This window comes from Tepidimonas sp. (genome assembly GCF_036825565.1).
Classification (GTDB): domain Bacteria; phylum Pseudomonadota; class Gammaproteobacteria; order Burkholderiales; family Burkholderiaceae_C; genus Tepidimonas.
The window spans coordinates 1-17,567 of the sequence record NZ_DAISXZ010000001.1 but is presented as its reverse complement, the minus strand read 5'-3'; the positions used below and the strand labels follow the sequence as shown (position 1 = coordinate 17,567).

Annotated in this window: 15 protein-coding genes, 2 tRNA genes and 1 pseudogene; 8 read left to right on the top strand and 10 right to left on the bottom strand. The window is 68.5% G+C overall.

Annotated features, from left to right (window positions below):
- Positions 1–38: 38 nt before the first annotated feature.
- Positions 39–662, bottom strand: a pseudogene (locus V7026_RS00090) (chromate transporter).
- Entirely contained in the window at positions 659–1,255 is a 597-nt protein-coding gene (locus V7026_RS00085) for a chromate transporter (protein WP_334153210.1), read from the bottom strand. Before V7026_RS00085 ends, V7026_RS00090 begins: the two are co-directional and overlap by 4 nt.
- Positions 1,256–1,390: 135 nt before the next feature.
- Between V7026_RS00085 and phaR the strand changes: the two genes are divergently transcribed.
- Positions 1,391–1,933, top strand: a complete 543-nt coding sequence (gene phaR, locus V7026_RS00080; RefSeq protein ID WP_443082288.1) for a polyhydroxyalkanoate synthesis repressor PhaR — start codon at positions 1,391–1,393, stop codon at positions 1,931–1,933.
- A 49-nt stretch (positions 1,934–1,982) separates the two neighbouring features.
- Positions 1,983–3,392: a 30S ribosomal protein S12 methylthiotransferase RimO gene (gene rimO / locus V7026_RS00075; protein WP_334153209.1), complete on the top strand. Its 1,410-nt coding sequence runs from the start codon at positions 1,983–1,985 to the stop codon at positions 3,390–3,392.
- Positions 3,393–3,461: 69 nt separating this feature from the next.
- Here the strand turns inward: rimO and V7026_RS00070 are convergent.
- A tRNA-Leu gene (locus V7026_RS00070) sits at positions 3,462–3,546 on the bottom strand.
- 205 nt (positions 3,547–3,751) lie between these two features.
- Positions 3,752–3,836 (bottom strand) — tRNA-Leu (locus V7026_RS00065).
- Between the two features lie 64 nt (positions 3,837–3,900).
- Between V7026_RS00065 and rnr the strand changes: the two genes are divergently transcribed.
- Positions 3,901–6,237 (top strand): ribonuclease R, encoded by a 2,337-nt coding sequence (rnr, locus tag V7026_RS00060; protein ID WP_334153208.1) that lies wholly within the window; start codon positions 3,901–3,903, stop codon positions 6,235–6,237.
- Between the two features lie 35 nt (positions 6,238–6,272).
- A complete protein-coding gene (locus V7026_RS00055) occupies positions 6,273–6,821 on the top strand; it encodes a YggT family protein (RefSeq protein WP_334153207.1) in 549 nt (182 codons plus the stop codon).
- A 41-nt stretch (positions 6,822–6,862) separates the two neighbouring features.
- Here V7026_RS00055 and moeA read toward each other — a convergent pair whose 3' ends face one another.
- From moeA to moaA, 3 genes are read right to left on the bottom strand one after another with little or no spacing between them, the layout of a single operon-like run.
- Positions 6,863–8,161, bottom strand: coding sequence for a molybdopterin molybdotransferase MoeA (gene moeA, locus V7026_RS00050; RefSeq protein WP_334153206.1), 1,299 nt, complete (start codon positions 8,159–8,161; stop codon positions 6,863–6,865).
- Between the two features lie 53 nt (positions 8,162–8,214).
- The gene (gene mobA / locus V7026_RS00045) at positions 8,215–8,883 is read right to left on the bottom strand and encodes a molybdenum cofactor guanylyltransferase MobA (protein WP_334153205.1); all 669 of its coding nucleotides are present in this window, start codon (positions 8,881–8,883) and stop codon (positions 8,215–8,217) included.
- 4 nt (positions 8,884–8,887) lie between these two features.
- Positions 8,888–10,024, bottom strand: coding sequence for a GTP 3',8-cyclase MoaA (gene moaA / locus V7026_RS00040; RefSeq protein ID WP_334153204.1), 1,137 nt, complete (start codon positions 10,022–10,024; stop codon positions 8,888–8,890).
- 83 nt (positions 10,025–10,107) lie between these two features.
- Between moaA and V7026_RS00035 the strand changes: the two genes are divergently transcribed.
- Positions 10,108–10,647, top strand: a complete 540-nt coding sequence (locus V7026_RS00035; RefSeq protein ID WP_334153203.1) for a TlpA family protein disulfide reductase — start codon at positions 10,108–10,110, stop codon at positions 10,645–10,647.
- Between the two features lie 74 nt (positions 10,648–10,721).
- Here the strand turns inward: V7026_RS00035 and V7026_RS00030 are convergent, their stop codons facing one another.
- On the bottom strand, positions 10,722–12,776 hold the full coding sequence (locus V7026_RS00030; protein ID WP_334153202.1) for a sodium-translocating pyrophosphatase: 2,055 nt from the start codon (positions 12,774–12,776) through the stop codon (positions 10,722–10,724).
- Between the two features lie 249 nt (positions 12,777–13,025).
- On the opposite strand from V7026_RS00030, the gene ppa reads away from it, so the two are divergent.
- Positions 13,026–13,574 carry an inorganic diphosphatase gene (gene ppa / locus V7026_RS00025; RefSeq protein WP_334153201.1) on the top strand — a complete coding sequence of 183 codons (549 nt, stop codon included), beginning with the start codon at positions 13,026–13,028 and terminating at the stop codon, positions 13,572–13,574.
- Here ppa and V7026_RS00020 read toward each other — a convergent pair.
- Positions 13,550–14,779 (bottom strand): GNAT family N-acetyltransferase, encoded by a 1,230-nt coding sequence (locus V7026_RS00020; protein WP_334153200.1) that lies wholly within the window; start codon positions 14,777–14,779, stop codon positions 13,550–13,552. The two genes, ppa and V7026_RS00020, sit on opposite strands and share 25 nt — an antisense overlap.
- On the opposite strand from V7026_RS00020, the gene V7026_RS00015 reads away from it, so the two are divergent.
- Complete coding sequence (locus tag V7026_RS00015; protein ID WP_334153199.1) at positions 14,778–16,469, top strand: NAD+ synthase; 1,692 nt, start codon at positions 14,778–14,780, stop codon at positions 16,467–16,469. The genes V7026_RS00020 and V7026_RS00015 overlap by 2 nt on opposite strands.
- Before the next feature lie 134 nt (positions 16,470–16,603).
- A complete protein-coding gene (locus V7026_RS00010) occupies positions 16,604–16,942 on the top strand; it encodes a P-II family nitrogen regulator (RefSeq protein ID WP_068609418.1) in 339 nt (112 codons plus the stop codon).
- Between the two features lie 33 nt (positions 16,943–16,975).
- Here V7026_RS00010 and V7026_RS00005 read toward each other — a convergent pair whose 3' ends face one another.
- Complete coding sequence (locus V7026_RS00005; protein ID WP_334153291.1) at positions 16,976–17,542, bottom strand: TIGR00730 family Rossman fold protein; 567 nt, start codon at positions 17,540–17,542, stop codon at positions 16,976–16,978.
- Positions 17,543–17,567 lie beyond the last annotated feature (25 nt).

The following is a 17,567-nucleotide window of genomic DNA, read 5'->3' as shown; positions in this document are numbered from 1 at the left end:
TCATCTGGGTTAGTTGCGCGCCCTCGGCGCGGGCGGCATCAAACCCAGCCCAGAGCGCCCAGGAGTGCGCCGGCGGCCAACAACCACAACAGGTGCAGCCGCGTGCGCCAGACGATCAGCGCACTGGCAGCGGCCAGCAGCCACTGCGCTCCGTCCTGGCGCCAATCGCCGGATCCGCGCGCCATCAACCAGCCCGAGGCGAATAGCAGCGCCACGACCGCCGGGAGCAGTCCGTGCCTGAACGCCTGCACCGGCTACCAGCCACGCCGCGGGTGCAGCCAGCGCGCGACGCCGTAGGTGAGCAGCGACGAGGGCAGCAGCATCGCCCCCAGGCACACGACGACCCCCAACAGCCCCGGCCCCCAGGCGCTCGGGCCGGCCGCCGGCCCCCCGGCGCTGTTGAGGCCGACCGTCCAGCCCATCAGCGCCACGAACAGAATGTTGGGCCCCGGGGCGGCCTGCGCCAGCGCGATGGCCGCCGAAAACTGCGACTCGCTCAACCAGCCGTTCTGTGTAACCAGATAGCGGTGCATGTCCGGCGCCGTGGTGATGGCGCCCCCGATCGCGAGCAACGACAGCGACAGAAAGTGCGTGAAGATCGCCAGCCAGTCCGCCGCCGCCAGTCCGCTCGCGGCCAGGGCCGCGTCCGTCGTCGCCATCATGAACGCTCCTCGTCCGGGCGATGCAACCGCCGGGCGGCAAGGCCCCAGCCCAGGCCGCCGATCACCGCCAGCACCAGGGCCAGTGGCAGCCGCACCCAGGCCACGGCAACGAAGGTCGATACCGCCAGCGCGGCGCAGGCCTTCGTCCCGAGCACATTCTCCCGCAGCGGGGCGAGCAGCCGCAGCGCCGTCCCCAGGATCAACCCCGCCGCCACCGCCCCCATGCCGCGCAGCGCCCCCTGTGCCATGGGGTGGGCCGCCACGTGGGTGAAGGCAATCGCGATCACCAGCAGCAGTACCAGCGGCGCCAGCAGCATCCCCGCCAGCGCGGCCACGGCCCCCCGCCAGCCAAAGTGGCGCCCGCCGATCATCAGCGACAGATTGACCACGTTGGGGCCGGGCAGCAATTGGGCGGCCGCCCAGTCCTCCAAAAACTGCTCGCGCGTCAGCCAGCGGCGCCGCTCCACCAGCTCCTGCTGCACCACGGCCAGTACGCCCCCAAAACCCTGCAGCGCCAGCCAGGTGCAGGCCCAAAAAAGCGCCGTCGGGGAGCGCGGCGCGGCCGGTGCGGCGGAGGCGGGCGGGGCGCTCATGGCGTCGATCCACCATTACGTTCGACGCCGGGAAATCCCCGTCCGGCAAGGCGTCCCGACCGTTCTACAATGCCCCGAGGGGTGTCGTGCGCTCGTGCGGCAATCTTTGCATTCATCGTCTCAGGAGTCCGTTTCGTGCAGTCAACGAAGGCCAAGGCCGACGCAACCGAAGCCACGCAGCAGCCCGAATCGGCCGGCCCCGCGGTCCGTGTCATCAAAAAATACCCCAACCGTCGCCTGTACGACACCGATTCGTCGTCCTACATCACGCTCAGTGATGTCAAGGCGCTGGTCATGCGTGCCGAGCCGTTCGTCGTGCGCGACGCCAAGACGGGGGAGGATCTCACGCGCTCGATCCTGTTGCAGATCATTCTGGAAGAGGAAACTGCGGGCGTGCCACTCTTTTCGGAAAAGATGCTGGCGAACATCATCCGATTCTATGGTCACGCCATGCAGGACTTCATGGGCTCGTACCTGGAGCGCAACCTGCAGATTTTCATGGAGCTGCAGCAGAAGGTGGCCGAGCAAGCCAAGGAGCTGACCCCCGAAGTGTGGCAGCAGTTCATGGCCGCGCAGACGCCGCTGATGATGGGCAACTTCTTTGCCCAATCGCAAAAGGCGTTGGCGCAGATGCAGGAGCAGATGCTCGGCGCCTTTGGGGTCAAGCGCCCCCACTGATGGCCGGCCCCGCCAGGCGCGTGCCAGCGCGACCAGAGACAATATAGGGATGTCCATCCCGACCCCCGATCGCCCCGGCGCCCAGGCGCCGACCGTTGGCTTCGTCAGCCTGGGCTGCCCCAAAGCCCTGACCGATTCCGAGCTTATCCTCACCCGCCTGAGCGCCGAGGGCTACCGTACCACTCGCCAGTACGAGGGTGCGGACTTGGTCATTGTCAACACCTGCGGCTTCATCGACGATGCCGTCAAGGAAAGCCTGGACGCCATCGGCGAGGCGTTGGCGGCCAACGGCAAGGTCATCGTCACCGGCTGTCTGGGCGCACGGGCGGATGCGCACGGGGACAATTTGGTCAAGGCGCTGCATCCGGCAGTGTTGGCCGTGACGGGCCCGCACGCCACAGACGAGGTGCTCGATGCCGTCCACGCCCACGCCCCGAAGCCGCACGACCCTTTCGTGGACCTGGTGCCCCCACCCAGCAACGCCATCGAGGGCGTCGGCGTCAAGCTCACCCCGCGCCACTATGCGTACCTGAAGATCAGCGAGGGCTGCAACCACCGCTGCACCTTCTGCATCATCCCGTCGATGCGCGGCGACCTCGTCAGCCGCCCGATCGGCGACGTGCTTTCCGAGGCGCGCCGGCTGTTCGAGGGTGGGGTCAAAGAGTTGCTCGTCATCAGCCAGGACACCAGCGCCTACGGCGTCGATGTGCAGTACCGCACCGGGTTTTGGGACGGGCGCCCCGTGCGCACGCGGATGCTCGACCTGGTGCGCGAGTTGGGTACGCTGGCGCGTGCGCACGGCGCCTGGGTGCGGCTGCACTATGTTTACCCATATCCCCACGTGGACGACATCGTGCCGCTCATGGCCGAAGGCTTGGTGTTGCCGTATCTGGACGTGCCGTTCCAGCACAGCCATCCCGATGTGCTGCGGCGCATGAAGCGCCCCGCCAGCGGCGAGCGCAACCTGGAGCGCATACGCCGCTGGCGCGAAGTCTGCCCCGAACTGGTCGTGCGCAGCACCTTCATCGCCGGATTTCCCGGCGAAACGGAAGAGGAATTCGCGCACCTGCTCGACTTCGTGCGCGAGGCGCAGATCGACCGCGCGGGTTGCTTTGCCTACTCGCCGGTGGAGGGCGCGGCCGCCAATGCCCTGTCCGGTGCGCTGCCGGACGCGGTGCGCCAGGCGCGCCGCGCGCGCTTCATGGCGGTGGCCGAGGCCGTGGCCGTGGAGCGCCTGCAGCGCCGCATCGGGTCCACCATGCAGGTGCTGGTGGACCAGTCACTGGGCCTGGGCAAGAAGGGCGGGGTGGGGCGGACCTATGCCGACGCGCCAGAGATCGACGGTACCGTGCGCCTGCTGCCGCCCGAGAAGGCGAGCAAGGCCTACCGAACGGGGGACTTCATCAAGGCCCGCATCGTGGCGGCAGACGGCCACGATCTGATCGGCCTGCCGGTCTGAGCGGCGCCCCAAAAAAAAAGCCGGCGCAGGCCGGTTCGAGCGTTGCTCCGAGAGCAGATCAACGGATCATGGTGCCCAGGAGAGGACTCGAACCTCCACGCCTCTCGGCGCTAGTACCTGAAACTAGTGCGTCTACCAATTCCGCCACCTGGGCGCTTCAGGAATGGCAAAATTATAGCAGCATTCGGAAGGGGTTTTCGAGGCGGGCGGTGGCCGTCGTCGAAGGGGTTTGCGCAACAAAAAAACCCGCCGGGACGGTTTCCGGGCGGGTTTTTCTGCAGGTCGGGACGGGGCGCGGTATGATCGGAGCACTACGTCGTCGAGTGAGAGCGCGACCGCCAAGCTGGCTACCCCACATCTGGTGCCCAGGAGAGGACTCGAACCTCCACGCCTCTCGGCGCTAGTACCTGAAACTAGTGCGTCTACCAATTCCGCCACCTGGGCGCTTCAGGACATCAGAATTATACACATCAAGCGGGTCTATCCCCCCGCAGGAAATCCCTTGTCCGTGAAAGAAAAATCCACCGTCTCCCTCCCCGAAATCGAAGGGGTGGTCCTGGGCCACCGCGATGGCCACGGCTTCGTCGTGCGCGACGACGGCCAGCCCGATCTGTACCTGCCACCCAACGAGATGCGCGCCGTGCTACACAAAGACCGTGTCAAGGCGTGCATCGTGCGCTACGACCGGCGCGGGCGCCCCGAGGGCCGCGTGACCGAGATCCTGGCGCGATCCGGCTCGCCGATCATCGGCCGTCTGTTGCACGAAAACGGTGTGTGGCTCGTCGCGCCGGAAGACAAGCGCTACGGCCAGGACGTGCTGATTCCCAAAGGCGCCACAGGGACGGCCCAGCCCGGGCAGGTGGTGGTGGTGGAGTTGACTGAGCCGCCGGCGCTCTATGGCCAGCCGGTCGGGCGCGTCAAAGAGGTGCTGGGCGACATCGACGACCCCGGCATGGAAATCGAAATCGCGGTGCGCAAGTACGGTGTGCCGCACCAGTTCTCGGACGGGGCGTTGGCCGAGGCGCGCGCGCTGCCGGATAAGGTGCGGGCCGTGGACCGCCGCGGCCGGGTAGACCTGACCGACGTGCCGCTGGTGACCATCGATGGCGAGGATGCGCGCGACTTCGACGACGCCGTCTATTGCGAGCCGGCGCGCGTCGGCCGGGGCAAGGGCTGGCGGCTGCTGGTGGCCATCGCCGACGTCAGCCACTACGTGCGCAACGGCTCGCCGCTGGACATCGACGCCTACGACCGCGCCACCAGCGTTTACTTCCCGCGCCGCGTCATCCCGATGCTGCCGGAGAAGCTCTCCAACGGCCTGTGCTCGCTCAACCCCGGTGTGGACCGCTTGTGCATGGTGTGCGACATGCTGATCGACGCCAAGGGGCTGGTGCAGGGCTACCAGTTCTATCCGGCGGTGATGCACAGTCACCAGCGCTTCACCTATACCGAGGTGGCGGCGATCCTGCAGAACACGCGCGGGGCCGAGGCCCAGCGCTACGCGGCCATGGTGCCGCATCTGCTGAATCTGCACGACGTCTACCGCGCCTTGCTTGCCGCGCGCGAGGCCCGCGGCGCGGTGGACTTGGAAACGGTGGAGACGCGCATCGTCTGCGACGAGGCCGGCCGCATCGAGCGCATCGAGCCGCGCACGCGCAACGATGCGCACCGCCTGATCGAGGAGGCGATGCTGGCGGCCAACGTCTGCGCGGCCGAGTTCATCGCCACCCACCACCACCCGGGGCTGTACCGCGTGCACGAGCGGCCGTCGGCCGACAAGGTCGAGATTTTGCGCGAATACCTCAAGGCGCTGGGGGTGCCGGCGACCATCGGTGACATGCCGGGGCCGCGCGACTTTCAGGCCCTGTCCAAGGCGACGGCCGACCGGCCCGATGCGCCGCAGATCCACCAAATGCTGCTGCGCTCGATGCAGCAGGCCATGTACTCGCCGCACAACGTGGGGCATTTCGGGCTGGCGTTCGACGCCTACACGCACTTCACCAGCCCCATCCGGCGCTACCCGGACCTGCTGGTGCACCGGGTGATCAAGGCCATCCTCAAGGGCGAGCGCTATCACCTGCCGGTCTTGCCCATTCCCGGCGAGGCGCAGGCCAAGCTGGCCAAGCGGCTGGAGGAGCGCGGCGCGTCGGAGGCCATGAAGCGCTCGCGCGGGCGCCCGTCCAGCGAGGTGCTGGGCTGGGAGGCAGCCGGGCTGCACTGTAGCGCCAACGAACGCCGCGCCGACGAGGCCAGCCGCGATGTCGAGGCCTGGCTCAAGTGCAAATACATGCGCGAGCGCCTGGGCGAGGAGTTTGCCGGCACCGTCACAGCCGTCACCAGCTTCGGCCTGTTCGTCACCCTGGACAGCCTGTATGTCGAGGGCTTGGTGCACATCACCGAACTGGGGGGCGAGTACTTCCGCTACGACGAGCGCCGGCAGGAACTGCGCGGCGAGCGTACGGGCGTGCGCTACACCCTGGGCTCCAAGGTGGCAGTTCAGGTCAGCCGTGTCGATCTGGACGGACGGCGCATCGATTTCCGACTGGTGCGCGAGGATGCAGCCGCGCAAGGCCGGTCCGAGCGGGGCAGCGGCCGCCCCACCGGCCGCACCCCACGGGAGCCCAATGCGGAGGCCGGCGAGGTGGTGGACACGCCCCCCAGCCGTCGCGCGGGCAAGGGTGGCCGGGGGGCGTCTGCGCCTGCACCGGCGTCGTCCCGTGGCCCGGGGGCGTCGTCGGGCGCAGGCAGGGGCCAACGGTCCGCCCCGCGTGCGGCTGGGGCGGGGTCTGCGGCACAATCCCGGCTGTCCGGGCGCGGACGTCGTGCGCGCCCCGGTCGCGGTTGACGCGGCCGCTCGTCGTCACCTTCGCCCATCGGTCCATGCGAATCGTCCTGTTTTTGCTCGACACGCTGTCCTTCTTTTTGATCGGCGCGGCCTTGCTGCGAGGCTGGATGAACACGCGGCGTCTGCGCATGGCCACCCAGCCGGGGCCGTTCGTCATTGCGGTGACGGATTGGATCGTGCAGCCGCTGCGCCGCTCGCTGCCCCGCGCCTGGGCCCAGGCCAATGAGGATTGGGGCAGTTTTTTGGCCGCGGCACTGCTGGCGCTGGCCTACGCGGGGCTGGTGCACCTGCTGTGGGGCGGCGCGCTGCCGGGCGTGGAGGCTTTGGGTTTTGCCGTGACCGTGCCCTTGCTGGCGCTGCAGATGTTGCTGCGCACCGTGTTGCAGGGGTTGATGCTGTTGCTGCTGGTCTATGCGGTGTTGACCTGGGTGCAGCCGTTTTCGCCCTTGATCGGGACCTTGGGTCGGCTGCTGGATCCAGTGCTGGCCCCGGTGCGGCGCATCGTCCCCACCGTGGGCGGCGTGGATCTGTCGGTGCTGGTGCTGCTGGTGTTGCTGCAGGTGGGCTTGATGCTGCTGGGCTGACGCTACGGTACGGTTGCGGCGGGGGCACGGCCGCAGCCGGATCAGATCACGCCGTCGAACATCATCACATCCACCTCGTCGCCCACGGCCACGGGCCCCTGCTGGTGCCCCAGCACGATCAGCCCGTTGGCCTCGACCATCGAGCGCAGCACGCCCGAGCCTTGGTTGCCCGTGGTGCGCACCCGCAGGGAGCCGTCGGCCTCCCGCGTCACGATGCCTCGCTGATACTCCGTGCGCCCCGGTTTTTTGCGCATCGCCTCGGCGCTGCGGGCACGCAGCAGCACGGGCGCCGTCTTGCGCACACCCATCATGCGCAACAGGGCCGGGCGCACGAAGGCCAGAAACGTCACCATCACCGCGACAGGGTTGCCGGGCAGGCCGAACAGCACCGTCGGCGCGCCGCCCGCGGGGTCCAGCAGGCGGCCGACCGCCATCGGACGGCCCGGACGCATGGCGATCCGCCAAAACGCCACATCCCCCAGGCGGCGCATCATGGCCTTGGTGTGGTCGGCCTCGCCCATGCTCACGCCCCCGCTGGTGATGATGGCGTCGGCTTGCGCGGCCGCCTGCCGGAAGGCCGCCTCCAGCGCAGCCGGATCGTCGCGCACTACCCCCAGGTCGATTACCTCCACGCCCAGCCGTCGCAGCAGGCCGTAGACGGTGTAGCGGTTGCTGTCGTAGATGGTGCCCTCGCGCAGCGGCTCGCCCAGCGAGACGATCTCGTCGCCGGTGGAAAAATACGCCACGCGCAGCCGCCGCACCACGGGAACCCGCGCGATGCCCAGGCTGGCAATCAGGCCCAGCGCTGCCGGTCCAAGGCGTTGGCCCGCGCGCACGGCCGCCCGTCCGGCCGTCAGGTCTTCGCCACGCCGGCGTCGGTGATCGCCGGGCTGGACCACCCGGGCGGGGATGTGCACGCGCTCCTGCGCGCCGTCCCGCTCCGTGCGCACGAACTCCAGCGGCACCACAGTGTCCAGCTCGTCGGGCATCACCGCCCCGGTCATGATGCGCACGCAGGCATCCGCCGGGATGGGGTGGGACCAGCGGGTATCCCCCGCGTAGCAGGTGCCCACCACGCGCAAGACCGTCTCCCCGTTCCCCGACAGGCAGGCCCCCTGCACGGCGAAACCATCCATGGCGGCGTTGTCGTGCGGCGGCACGTCGATGGGGGAGATGATGTCTTGCGCCAGCACCCGATCTAGCGCCTCGAAAACCCCCACCGTCTCCGTGTCGGACAGCGGCTCGACCAGTTGGGCCAGAAAATCACCCACGGTCGTGGCGGGAAGGGCCCCGGGGTCATAGCCCTGGAGTTCGGCGGCGATCTGATCGAGCGTCTTCATGGTTGGGGGGCGAGGTGGCTGGCCGATCTGCGAGCACTGGGCGGCCACAGCGGTCAGGGGGCGGCAGCGGCCTGTTGCAAGGCGTGCAGCTCCCCGCGTGTGTTGATGTTGGTGAAGGCGAGGGGGTCGTCGTCGGGGCGGTCGAAGGACACGACCGCACAGCGGTGGCGCGCGGTCCAGGCGTCGATTTTGCGACCGCCCTCCTGCAAAAACGCGCTCAGGCTCTCGAGCAGGTGCGCCCCCAGCAGGCAGAACACGGGCTGGGTGCGAACGCGGCCGTCGGCCTCGGGGGCGGCGGCCATCGCTAGGTCGGCCTGCTGCTCGGTCAGGGCCTGGCACAGCCGTTGTGCCAGATCCAGCGGCAGCCGGGGGGTGTCGCACGGCACGGTCAGCAAGTAGGGCGTCTCGCAGTGCATCAGCGCCGTCAGCATGCCCGCCAGGGGGCCGGCGTAGCCGCCCAGCTCGTCGGGCCAGACCGGCACGCCAAAACCTTCGTACGCCGCCAGGTTGCGGTTGGCGTTGATCATGCAGTCGGCCATCCAGTCTCCGTGCTGCATGCGCAGCCGCCACAAGGCGTGCAGCGCCAGCGGCGCCCCGTGAAAGGATTGCAGCCCTTTGTCGACCCCGCCCATGCGGCTGCCTTGCCCGCCGGCCAGAACCACACCGGTGACCGTTCGCGGTGCGGGCGGTGGGGGCAACAAGGTCGGCGGGGTGCTCGTCATGCGGTCAGCCCCCGATGTAGCTCATCTCGATGCGTCGTGCGGCGCGGCGCGTCTCGGGCGGCAGCGTGGCGCGGATCTCGGAATAGTGGTCGGCGCGCTGGCCCCAGATGGCCGCCAGCGAGGCGGCGATCTCGGCGTCGTTGGCACCGCCGCGCAGCAGCGCGCGCAGATCGTAGCCGCGCTCGGCGAACAGGCACAAGTACAGCCGCCCTTCAGTCGATAGACGTGCGCGGTTGCAGTCGCGGCAGAACGCCTGCGTGACGCTGCTGATGAAGCCGACCTCACCCAGCGCCGGGTCGTGGCGGCCGTCGGCATCGGCGTAGCCCCAGCGCTCGGCGGTCTCGCCGGGGCTGCCGGGCTCCAATGGCACCAGCGCGAAGGCCTGCCGCAGCCGCGCCAGTACCTCGGCGCTGGGCAGCACCTCGTCCATGCACCAGCCGTTGGAGCTGCCCACGTCCATGTATTCGATGAAGCGCAGCACGATGCCGCTGCCGCGGAAGTGGCGCGCCATCGGCACGATCTGGTCGTCGTTGGTGCCACGCTTGACCACCATGTTGACCTTGATCGGCGCCAGCCCCGACGCCTGCGCGGCGGCGATGCCGTCCAGCACCTCTGCCACGGGAAAGCCGACGTCGTTCATGCGCCGGAACACCGCGTCGTCCAAGCCGTCCAGGCTGACGGTGACGCGCTGCAGGCCGGCGTCGCGCAGCGCACGCGCCTTGCGGGCCAGCAGGCTGCCGTTGGTGGTCAGTGTCAGTTCCGGCGGCGTGCCATCCACCGTGCGCAGCGCGGCCAGCATCTCGACCAGGCGTTCGATGTGCTTGCGCAGCAGCGGCTCGCCGCCGGTCAGGCGGATCTTGCGCACGCCGTGCGCGAGAAAGATGCGTGCCAGCCGGGTGATTTCCTCGAACGTCAGCAGGTCCGCGTGCGGCAAGTACGGGTAGTCCTTGCCGAACACCTCCTTGGGCATGCAGTAGCTACAGCGGAAGTTACAGCGGTCGGTGACGCTGATGCGCAGGTCGCGCAGCGGCCGCTGCAGGCGGTCGAGCAGCCATCCCTGAGGCTTGACGGGTGTGGAGGGACGCGGCGCCGCCAGCGCCGCGACGCGCTGGTCATAAAGGGGAATGACACGCTCGGCCATGGTGCGCTAGATTATCGCCAACCGCCGCCTGAGACGCGGATGGGGTTTCCCATGGGCGACAGGGCTGGCGACGAGGAGACACGATGAGCTCGAACCGACGTGACTGGATGGCCGGCGCTGGCGCGCTGGTGCTGGCCGCCGTCGCCGGCCACGGCAGCGCGCAGCCGGCCGATGTCGCCGCGGCCGAAGCCAAGGCGCCCCCGCTGCCGGCGCTGGGTACCCTGTGGTCCGTGCCGCCGATGGAGCTGCTGGACGGCGCGCGCTTCGAGCCAGCGCGCGCCGACGGCCAGGTGCTGGTGTTGTACTGGTGGGCCAGCACTTGCCCGTTCTGCGCGGCCACGACGCCGCATCTCAACGCCTTCTGGCAGCGGCACCGCCAGCGTCCTGGCTGGCAATTGCTGACCCTGTCGATCGACCGCACGCGCGAGGCGGCGCTGCGCTATCTGCAACAGCGCGGCTATGCCTTCCCGTGCGCGTGGGTCACACCCGACATCCAGCGCGCCATGCCCAAGCCCAAGGGCCTGCCGATCACGCTGGTGCGCGGGCGCGACGGCCGCATCCTGACGGCCGAGCGCGGCCAGCTCTTTGCCGAGGACATCGACGTCATCGCGCAGTGGCTGTGAGGCTGCGCCGCTGCCTGAGGTCGGGCGCCGCGGGGGGCGGGACGGGCACCCCCCTCGCCCGGGCAGGCGCGCGGTCACGCCAGCAGCGGCACGATCAGCAGCGCCACGATGTTGATGATTTTGATCAGCGGGTTGACCGCTGGGCCGGCGGTGTCCTTGTAGGGGTCGCCCACGGTGTCGCCGGTGACGGCGGCCTTGTGCGCGTCGGACCCCTTGCCGCCGTGGTGGCCGTCCTCGATGTACTTCTTGGCGTTGTCCCAGGCTCCGCCCCCCGTGCACATGCTGATGGCGACGAACAGCCCGGTAACGATGGTGCCCATGAGCAGCCCCCCCAGAGCGACCGGCCCCAGCGCCAAGCCGACCACGATCGGCACGACCACCGGCAGCAGGCTGGGCAGCATCATTTCCTTGATAGCCGCCGTCGTCAGCATATCCACCGCGCGTCCGTAATCCGGCTTGGCCGTGCCGTCCATGATGCCCGCGATCTCGCGGAACTGGCGGCGCACCTCCTCGACCACGCTGCCAGCGGCGCGGCCCACCGCCTCCATGGCCAGCGCCCCGAACAGGTAGGGGATCAGGCCACCGATGAACAGGCCGACGATGACCATCGGGTCGGACAGATCGAAGCGCAGCGCTCGGCCGGCGTCCTCCAGCTTGTGCGTGTAGTCGGCAAACAGCACCAGGGCAGCCAGTCCGGCCGAGCCGATGGCATAGCCCTTGGTGACTGCCTTGGTGGTGTTGCCCACCGCATCCAGCGGATCGGTGACGTCGCGCACGCTAGAGGGCAGTTCAGCCATCTCGGCGATCCCGCCGGCGTTGTCGGTGATGGGGCCGTAAGCGTCCAGCGCGACCACGATGCCCGCCATGCTCAGCATCGAGGTGGCCGCGACGGCCACCCCGTACAGGCCCGCCAGCGCGTACGAGGCGACGATGGCCGCGCACACCGCCAGCACCGGCCAAGCGGTGGACTTCATGCTCACGCCGATGCCGGCGATGATGTTGGTGGCGTGGCCGGTGGTGGAGGCCTGCGCGACGTGCCGCACCGGGGCGTAGTCGGTGCCAGTGTAGTACTCGGTGATCCAGACCATGGCCGCCGTCAGCGCCAATCCGACCAGCGCCGCTGCCCAAAGCCGCCACTGCGTGCCGCTGGCGGTGATGGCGTCATCGGGCATCAGCCACACCGTTACCCCATAAAACGCCACGGCCGACAGGGCGCCCGCGACGATCAGCCCCTTGTACAGCGCCGGCATCACATTCTTCATGCCCGGCGTCGCTTTGACGAAGAAGCAGCCCACGATGGACGCCAGAATCGACACCCCGCCCAACGCCAGCGGATACAGGCTCGCTTGCACCGGGGCCGCAGTCACCAGCAAAGCCCCCAGGACGATAGTGGCAATGAGTGTGACCGCATACGTCTCGAACAGGTCGGCTGCCATGCCAGCGCAGTCGCCTACGTTGTCGCCGACGTTGTCGGCGATGACTGCGGGGTTACGCGGGTCGTCCTCGGGGATGCCTGCCTCCACCTTGCCCACCAAATCGGCCCCGACGTCGGCGCTCTTGGTAAAGATGCCGCCGCCCAGGCGCGCAAAAATCGAAATCAGCGAGGCGCCAAACGCCAGGCCGATGAGCGGCTGCAACAGTGTGGTCAGCTTACGGTCGGGCGTCAGTTGCCCGTTGCCGACCAGAAAGCCATAGAACGCGGTTACGCCCAGCAGACCCAGGCCCACCACCAACATGCCCGTGATGGCCCCGCCACGAAACGCCACCTCCAGCGCCGGCCCGATGCCGCGCGCCGCCGCCTGAGCGGTGCGCACATTGGCGCGCACCGACACGTTCATGCCGATGAAGCCGCAGGCGCCTGACAGCACCGCCCCCACGACGAAGGCCACCGCCGTCACCCCGTCGATGGCCACCGCGATCAGCGCCGCAAGCACGACGCCCACCGCCGCGATCGCCTTGTATTGCCGTGCCAGGTAGGCGGCGGCACCCGTTTGCACCGCTGCGGCGATCGCCTGCATGCGGGGGTTGCCGGGGTCTTGCGCCAGGATCCAGGTCCGTGCCCAGATGCCGTACGCCACGGCAACCAGCGCGCAGACCACCGCAAATATCAGCGCGGATTGACCAACCATGCCAGTGTCTCCTCAAAAGGTTCGACTTGGAGGAAGCCAACGCAAGCGAGCCGCCGGCTTCCGCTGCGTTGCTTCCTCACCGCCGGCGCGCACCGTGGCGCGTCAGTCGGCGGCGATTGGCCAACGCATTCACTGTAGCGCAAGGCGCGCCGCGATGCACCCCCCGTGTTGCGCCGGCCCGTCAGGCTCGTGCCAGTAAAATCCCCCAAACTCTCTCATCTCCATCACTTTTTTCCGAGCTGCGTACCTATGTCCCTCGACCAAGTCTCCGCTGGCGAAAAGATCCCCGACTCCTTCAACGTCATCATCGAAATCTCGATGCACGGCGAGCCGATCAAATACGAGGTTGACAAGGCCTCCGGCGCCATCTTCGTCGACCGCTTCATGAACACCGCCATGCACTACCCGACCAACTACGGGTACGTGCCGAAAACGCTGTCGGGCGACGGTGATCCGGTGGACGTGCTGGTCATCACCCCCGTGCCGCTGCCCCCGGGCGTGGTGGTGAAATGTCGCCCGCTTGGCGTGCTGAAAATGGAAGACGAAGGCGGTGTAGACTGGAAGGTGCTGGCCGTGCCGACCGAAAAGCTTTTGCCGCTGTACTCGCGCTGGAAATCGTACGAGGACCTCAACCCCGTGCGCCTGAAGACGATCGAACACTTTTTCGAGCACTACAAGGACCTGGACCCCGGCAAGTGGGTCAAGGTGATCGGCTGGGGTTCGGTCGAGGAAGCGCGCCAGGAGGTGCTCTCCGGCGTGCAGGCCTATCAGGCTCAGGCGGGCGCGCAGGGCGCCTGACGAAACGGCGAGTGCGCCTGCAGTGCCGCACGGTAGTGCTGCGTCGCGGCGCGCTCGCGGACCAGGTAGTCCCCCACGGCGTCCGCAAACGCTGGGTGCGCCAGCCAGTGGCGGCTGTGCACCACCGCGGGGAGCAGGGCGCGGGCGATTTTGTGCTCGCCCTGGGCACCGCCCTCGAAGCGCCCGACACCATGCGCCAAACACCAAGCCAGCGGTTGGTAGTAGCACGCCTCGAAGTGCAGGCAATCCACGCGTGCCACCGCGCCCCAATACCGGCCGTAGGCCGCGGCGGGCGACGCGCTGTCGTCACTGAGGGCGACCAGGCTGGCCGCGATGGGGGCGCCCGCGGCATCGCGAGCAGTGAACATCAGCCACGCACGCGGCATGGCCGCGCCAACGGAACGGAAAAACGCTTCGTTGAGGTACGGTGGATTGCCGTGCTCCTGGTAAGTCTGCCGATAGCAGCGGGTAAAGAAGGCCCAGTCCTCCGCTGTGATGTCCGCGCCCCGGCGCGCCTCGAAGGTCACCCCCGCGTCGGCCACCTTGCGCCGCTCCTGGCGGATTTTCTTGCGCTTGTCGTGGCTCAGGGTGGCCAGAAAGTCTTCCCAGTCGACAAACGCCCCACCGCGTGTCGGATGGCGGTTGTGCCAGTGGAATTGCACCGTCTCGCGGGCCAACAGGTCGGACGCATCCGCTGCGGCTTGATCGGCGGCCGTCCCCAGAAGCACATGCAGCGAGGACAAACCCTGCGCGCGGCCGTGGGCCAGCAGCGCCCGCACCAACGCGGCGCGCGCGGTGGCGTCCCGGGCCAGCAGGCGCGGGCCCGCCACTGGGGTGAAGGGTACCGCCACCACCCCCTTGGGGTAATAGCGCACCCCATGCCGGTGGTGGGCTTCGGCCCACGCCCAGTCGAACACGTATTCGCCGTAGGAGTTCGTCTTGACGTACAGCGGTGCGGCAGCGACCAGCGCGCCATCGGCGCGCGACCAGAGCGTCACCCAATGCGGCGCCCATCCGGTGGTAGCCGTTGCACAGCCGCTGTCGTGCAACGCCGCCAAATACTCGTGGCGCATGAACGGCCCGCAGGCCTGGCCATCCGGCTGGGCATGCAACAGCGCATTCCAGGCGTCGGGCGGCACCGCATGCGGATCGTGCACGACCCGGGTGACATAATCCGCGCTTTCAGAGGACCTCGGGGCATCCATGGCGATCAAGATCGGGGTGGCGCAGTGCAATTTCGTGGTGGGTGACCTGGCCGGCAACGCCCGCCGCATCATCGACGCCGCGCACGCGGCCCACGCCCAGGGCGTGCAGGTGCTGCTGACGCCGGAACTGGCCATTTGCGGCTACGCCGCCGAAGACCTGTTTATGCGGCCCGCGTTCGTCGATGCCTGCGATGATGCCGTGCAATCGGTCGCCGCGCAGACGGCGGGCTTGAAGGGCCTGCACATCGTGGTGGGACAACCGCTGCCAGCGCCCGGTGTGCCCGGGCCGTCGGCCGGCCGCAGCGTTGCCCGCACCCCCTGCCTCAATGCCGCGAGCGTGCTGTGCGAAGGCCGCGTCACCTACCGCTACGCCAAGCGCGAGCTGCCCAACTACCAGGTGTTCGACGAGCGGCGCTACTTCGTGCCAGGCGACCGGCCCTGTGTCTTCGAGGTGGCCCATGCCGGGCATACCCACCGCATAGGGTTGTTGATCTGCGAGGATGCGTGGCACGCCCGTCCGGCGGCAGAGACGGCGGATGCGGGCGCCGACGTCCTCTGTGTCATCAACGCCTCGCCGTTTCATATCGGCAAGGGCGATGAACGCGAGCGCGCCATGCGCGAGCGGGTCCTGCAAACGGGGCGGCCCCTGGTGTATGCCCATCTGGTCGGTGGCCAGGACGAAATCGTCTTCGAGGGCCGCAGCTTCGCGCTGGATGCGCACGGCGCGGTCTCGGCCCGTTCGCCCAGCTTTGCCGAGGATCTGCTGGTCGTGGAGTTGGACGATGGCCCCGACGGCCGGACGGTGAGCGGGCCCATCGCGCCGGAGCCATCGACCGAGTCGGATCTGTGGCACGCACTGGTCCTGGGCACGCGCGACTATGTGCGCAAAAACGGCTTTCCCGGTGCCATCATCGGCCTGTCGGGGGGCATCGACTCGGCGCTGGTGCTGGCGATCGCCGTCGACGCACTCGGGCCCGAGTCGGTGCGAGCCGTGATGATGCCGTCGCCGTACACGGCGGAAATCTCGTGGTTGGATGCGCGCGAGATGGCGGCCCGGCTGGGCGTGCGCTACGACGAGATCGCGATCGGACCCATCTTCGAGCGGTTTCTGGCCGCGCTCGATCCATTGTTCGAAGGGCGGCCAGCCGACACCGCCGAAGAAAACCTGCAGGCGCGCATCCGCGGCACGCTGCTTATGGGGCTGTCCAACAAGTTTGGCCACATCGTGCTGGCCACTGGCAACAAGAGCGAGATGGCCACCGGTTACTGCACCTTGTATGGCGACATGGCGGGCGGCTTTGCCGTCATCAAGGACGTCGCCAAGACGTGGGTCTGGCGGCTGGCGCGCTGGCGCAATGCGAACGATCCCTTCGGCCGCGGGCGGGATCCGATCCCCGAGCGCATCATCACCCGACCGCCCAGCGCGGAGCTGCGCCCGGACCAAAAGGACCAAGACACGCTGCCACCCTACGATGTGTTGGACGCCATCGTCGAGCGCTACATGGAAAATGACCGCAGTCCGGCAGAGATCGTGGCCGAGGGCTTCCCCGCCGCGGCGGTGGAGCAGGTGGTGCGGCTGATTCGCGTCAACGAATACAAGCGTCGCCAGGCGCCAGTGGGCATTCGCGTCACGCACCGCAGTTTTGGCAAGGACTGGCGCTACCCCAACACCAACCGCTGGCGGGGTTGAGCGGGCGGGGGCGACCCGAAACCCCGCCCCGGTATGGTAGATTCCATTGGCAGTCGGCCGTGCCCGGCCGGACCGCCCAGGGCCCGTCTAGCGTTCCCCGTCGAGTACCCTTTGCCGTTTCGGAGTCGTCCCGCATGAAGCAGATCACCGCCGTCATCAAGCCGTTCAAGCTGGAGGAAGTGCGCGAGGCGCTGGCCGAGCAGGGCGTAACGGGCTTGACGGTGACCGAGGTCAAGGGCTTTGGCCGCCAAAAGGGGCACACCGAGCTGTACCGCGGTGCCGAATACGTCGTGGACTTTTTGCCCAAAGTGCGCATCGACGTGGTGGTGCGCGACGACGATGTCGACCGCTGCATCGATGCCATCGTGCGCGCGGCGCGCACCGGCAAGATCGGCGACGGCAAGATTTTCGTCACGCCCGTGGAAAAGGTGATCCGCATCCGCACCGGCGAAGAAGACGACGCCGCCGTCTGATTTCGTGGGCCGGCCCACCCGCGGCGGGCGGAATCAGATCTGCTGAAACTGGGCCTGCACCGAGCAGCCCGCGGCTTCGACGAGCCGGGGCAGCAAGACCCCCGGGTTGGCGCCCACGGCCACTAAGTCCATCTGCCAGTCGCTCACGAAGCCGTCGGTCACCGTCTGGGCCAGAAAGCGCAGCAGCGCATCGTAATAGCCGTCCGCATTCAGGATGCCGACCGGTTTGTCGTGGTAGCCAAGCTGGCGCCACGTCCACACCTCGAACAGCTCCTCGAACGTGCCGATGCCGCCGGGCAGCGCCAAGAAGGCGTCGGCCCGCTCGGCCATCATCTGCTTGCGCTGGTGCATCGTCTGCACCACATGCAGTTCGGTGCAGTCGCGTTTGGCAAACTCGCGCTCCACCAGGCTTGCGGGGATGATGCCGACCACGGTGCCGCCGGCCGCCAGCGTCGCATCCGCGACGCGGCCCATCAGTCCCTGGTTGCCACCCCCATAGACCAGCCGCCCGCCGTGGCGGCCGATCCAGGTGCCCACGGCTTCGGCCAACGGCAGAAAGCGGCCGTCGGCGCCGGGGCGGGAGCCGCAATAGACACACAACGAAAAGGGCGGGGCGTCCGGGTGG

Coding starts and splice junctions, on each gene's coding strand:
- V7026_RS00030 (WP_334153202.1), bottom strand. CDS start 12,776: ATGGTTGGTCAATCCGCGCTGATATTTGCGGTGGTCTGCGCGCTGGTT.
- V7026_RS00010 (WP_068609418.1), top strand. CDS start 16,604: ATGAAGCAGATCACCGCCGTCATCAAGCCGTTCAAGCTGGAGGAAGTG.
- V7026_RS00015 (WP_334153199.1), top strand. CDS start 14,778: ATGGCGATCAAGATCGGGGTGGCGCAGTGCAATTTCGTGGTGGGTGAC.
- V7026_RS00055 (WP_334153207.1), top strand. CDS start 6,273: ATGCGAATCGTCCTGTTTTTGCTCGACACGCTGTCCTTCTTTTTGATC.
- V7026_RS00035 (WP_334153203.1), top strand. CDS start 10,108: ATGAGCTCGAACCGACGTGACTGGATGGCCGGCGCTGGCGCGCTGGTG.
- moeA (WP_334153206.1), bottom strand. CDS start 8,161: ATGAAGACGCTCGATCAGATCGCCGCCGAACTCCAGGGCTATGACCCC.
- mobA (WP_334153205.1), bottom strand. CDS start 8,883: ATGACGAGCACCCCGCCGACCTTGTTGCCCCCACCGCCCGCACCGCGA.
- rimO (WP_334153209.1), top strand. CDS start 1,983: ATGTCCATCCCGACCCCCGATCGCCCCGGCGCCCAGGCGCCGACCGTT.
- ppa (WP_334153201.1), top strand. CDS start 13,026: ATGTCCCTCGACCAAGTCTCCGCTGGCGAAAAGATCCCCGACTCCTTC.
- V7026_RS00085 (WP_334153210.1), bottom strand. CDS start 1,255: ATGAGCGCCCCGCCCGCCTCCGCCGCACCGGCCGCGCCGCGCTCCCCG.
- moaA (WP_334153204.1), bottom strand. CDS start 10,024: ATGGCCGAGCGTGTCATTCCCCTTTATGACCAGCGCGTCGCGGCGCTG.
- V7026_RS00020 (WP_334153200.1), bottom strand. CDS start 14,779: ATGGATGCCCCGAGGTCCTCTGAAAGCGCGGATTATGTCACCCGGGTC.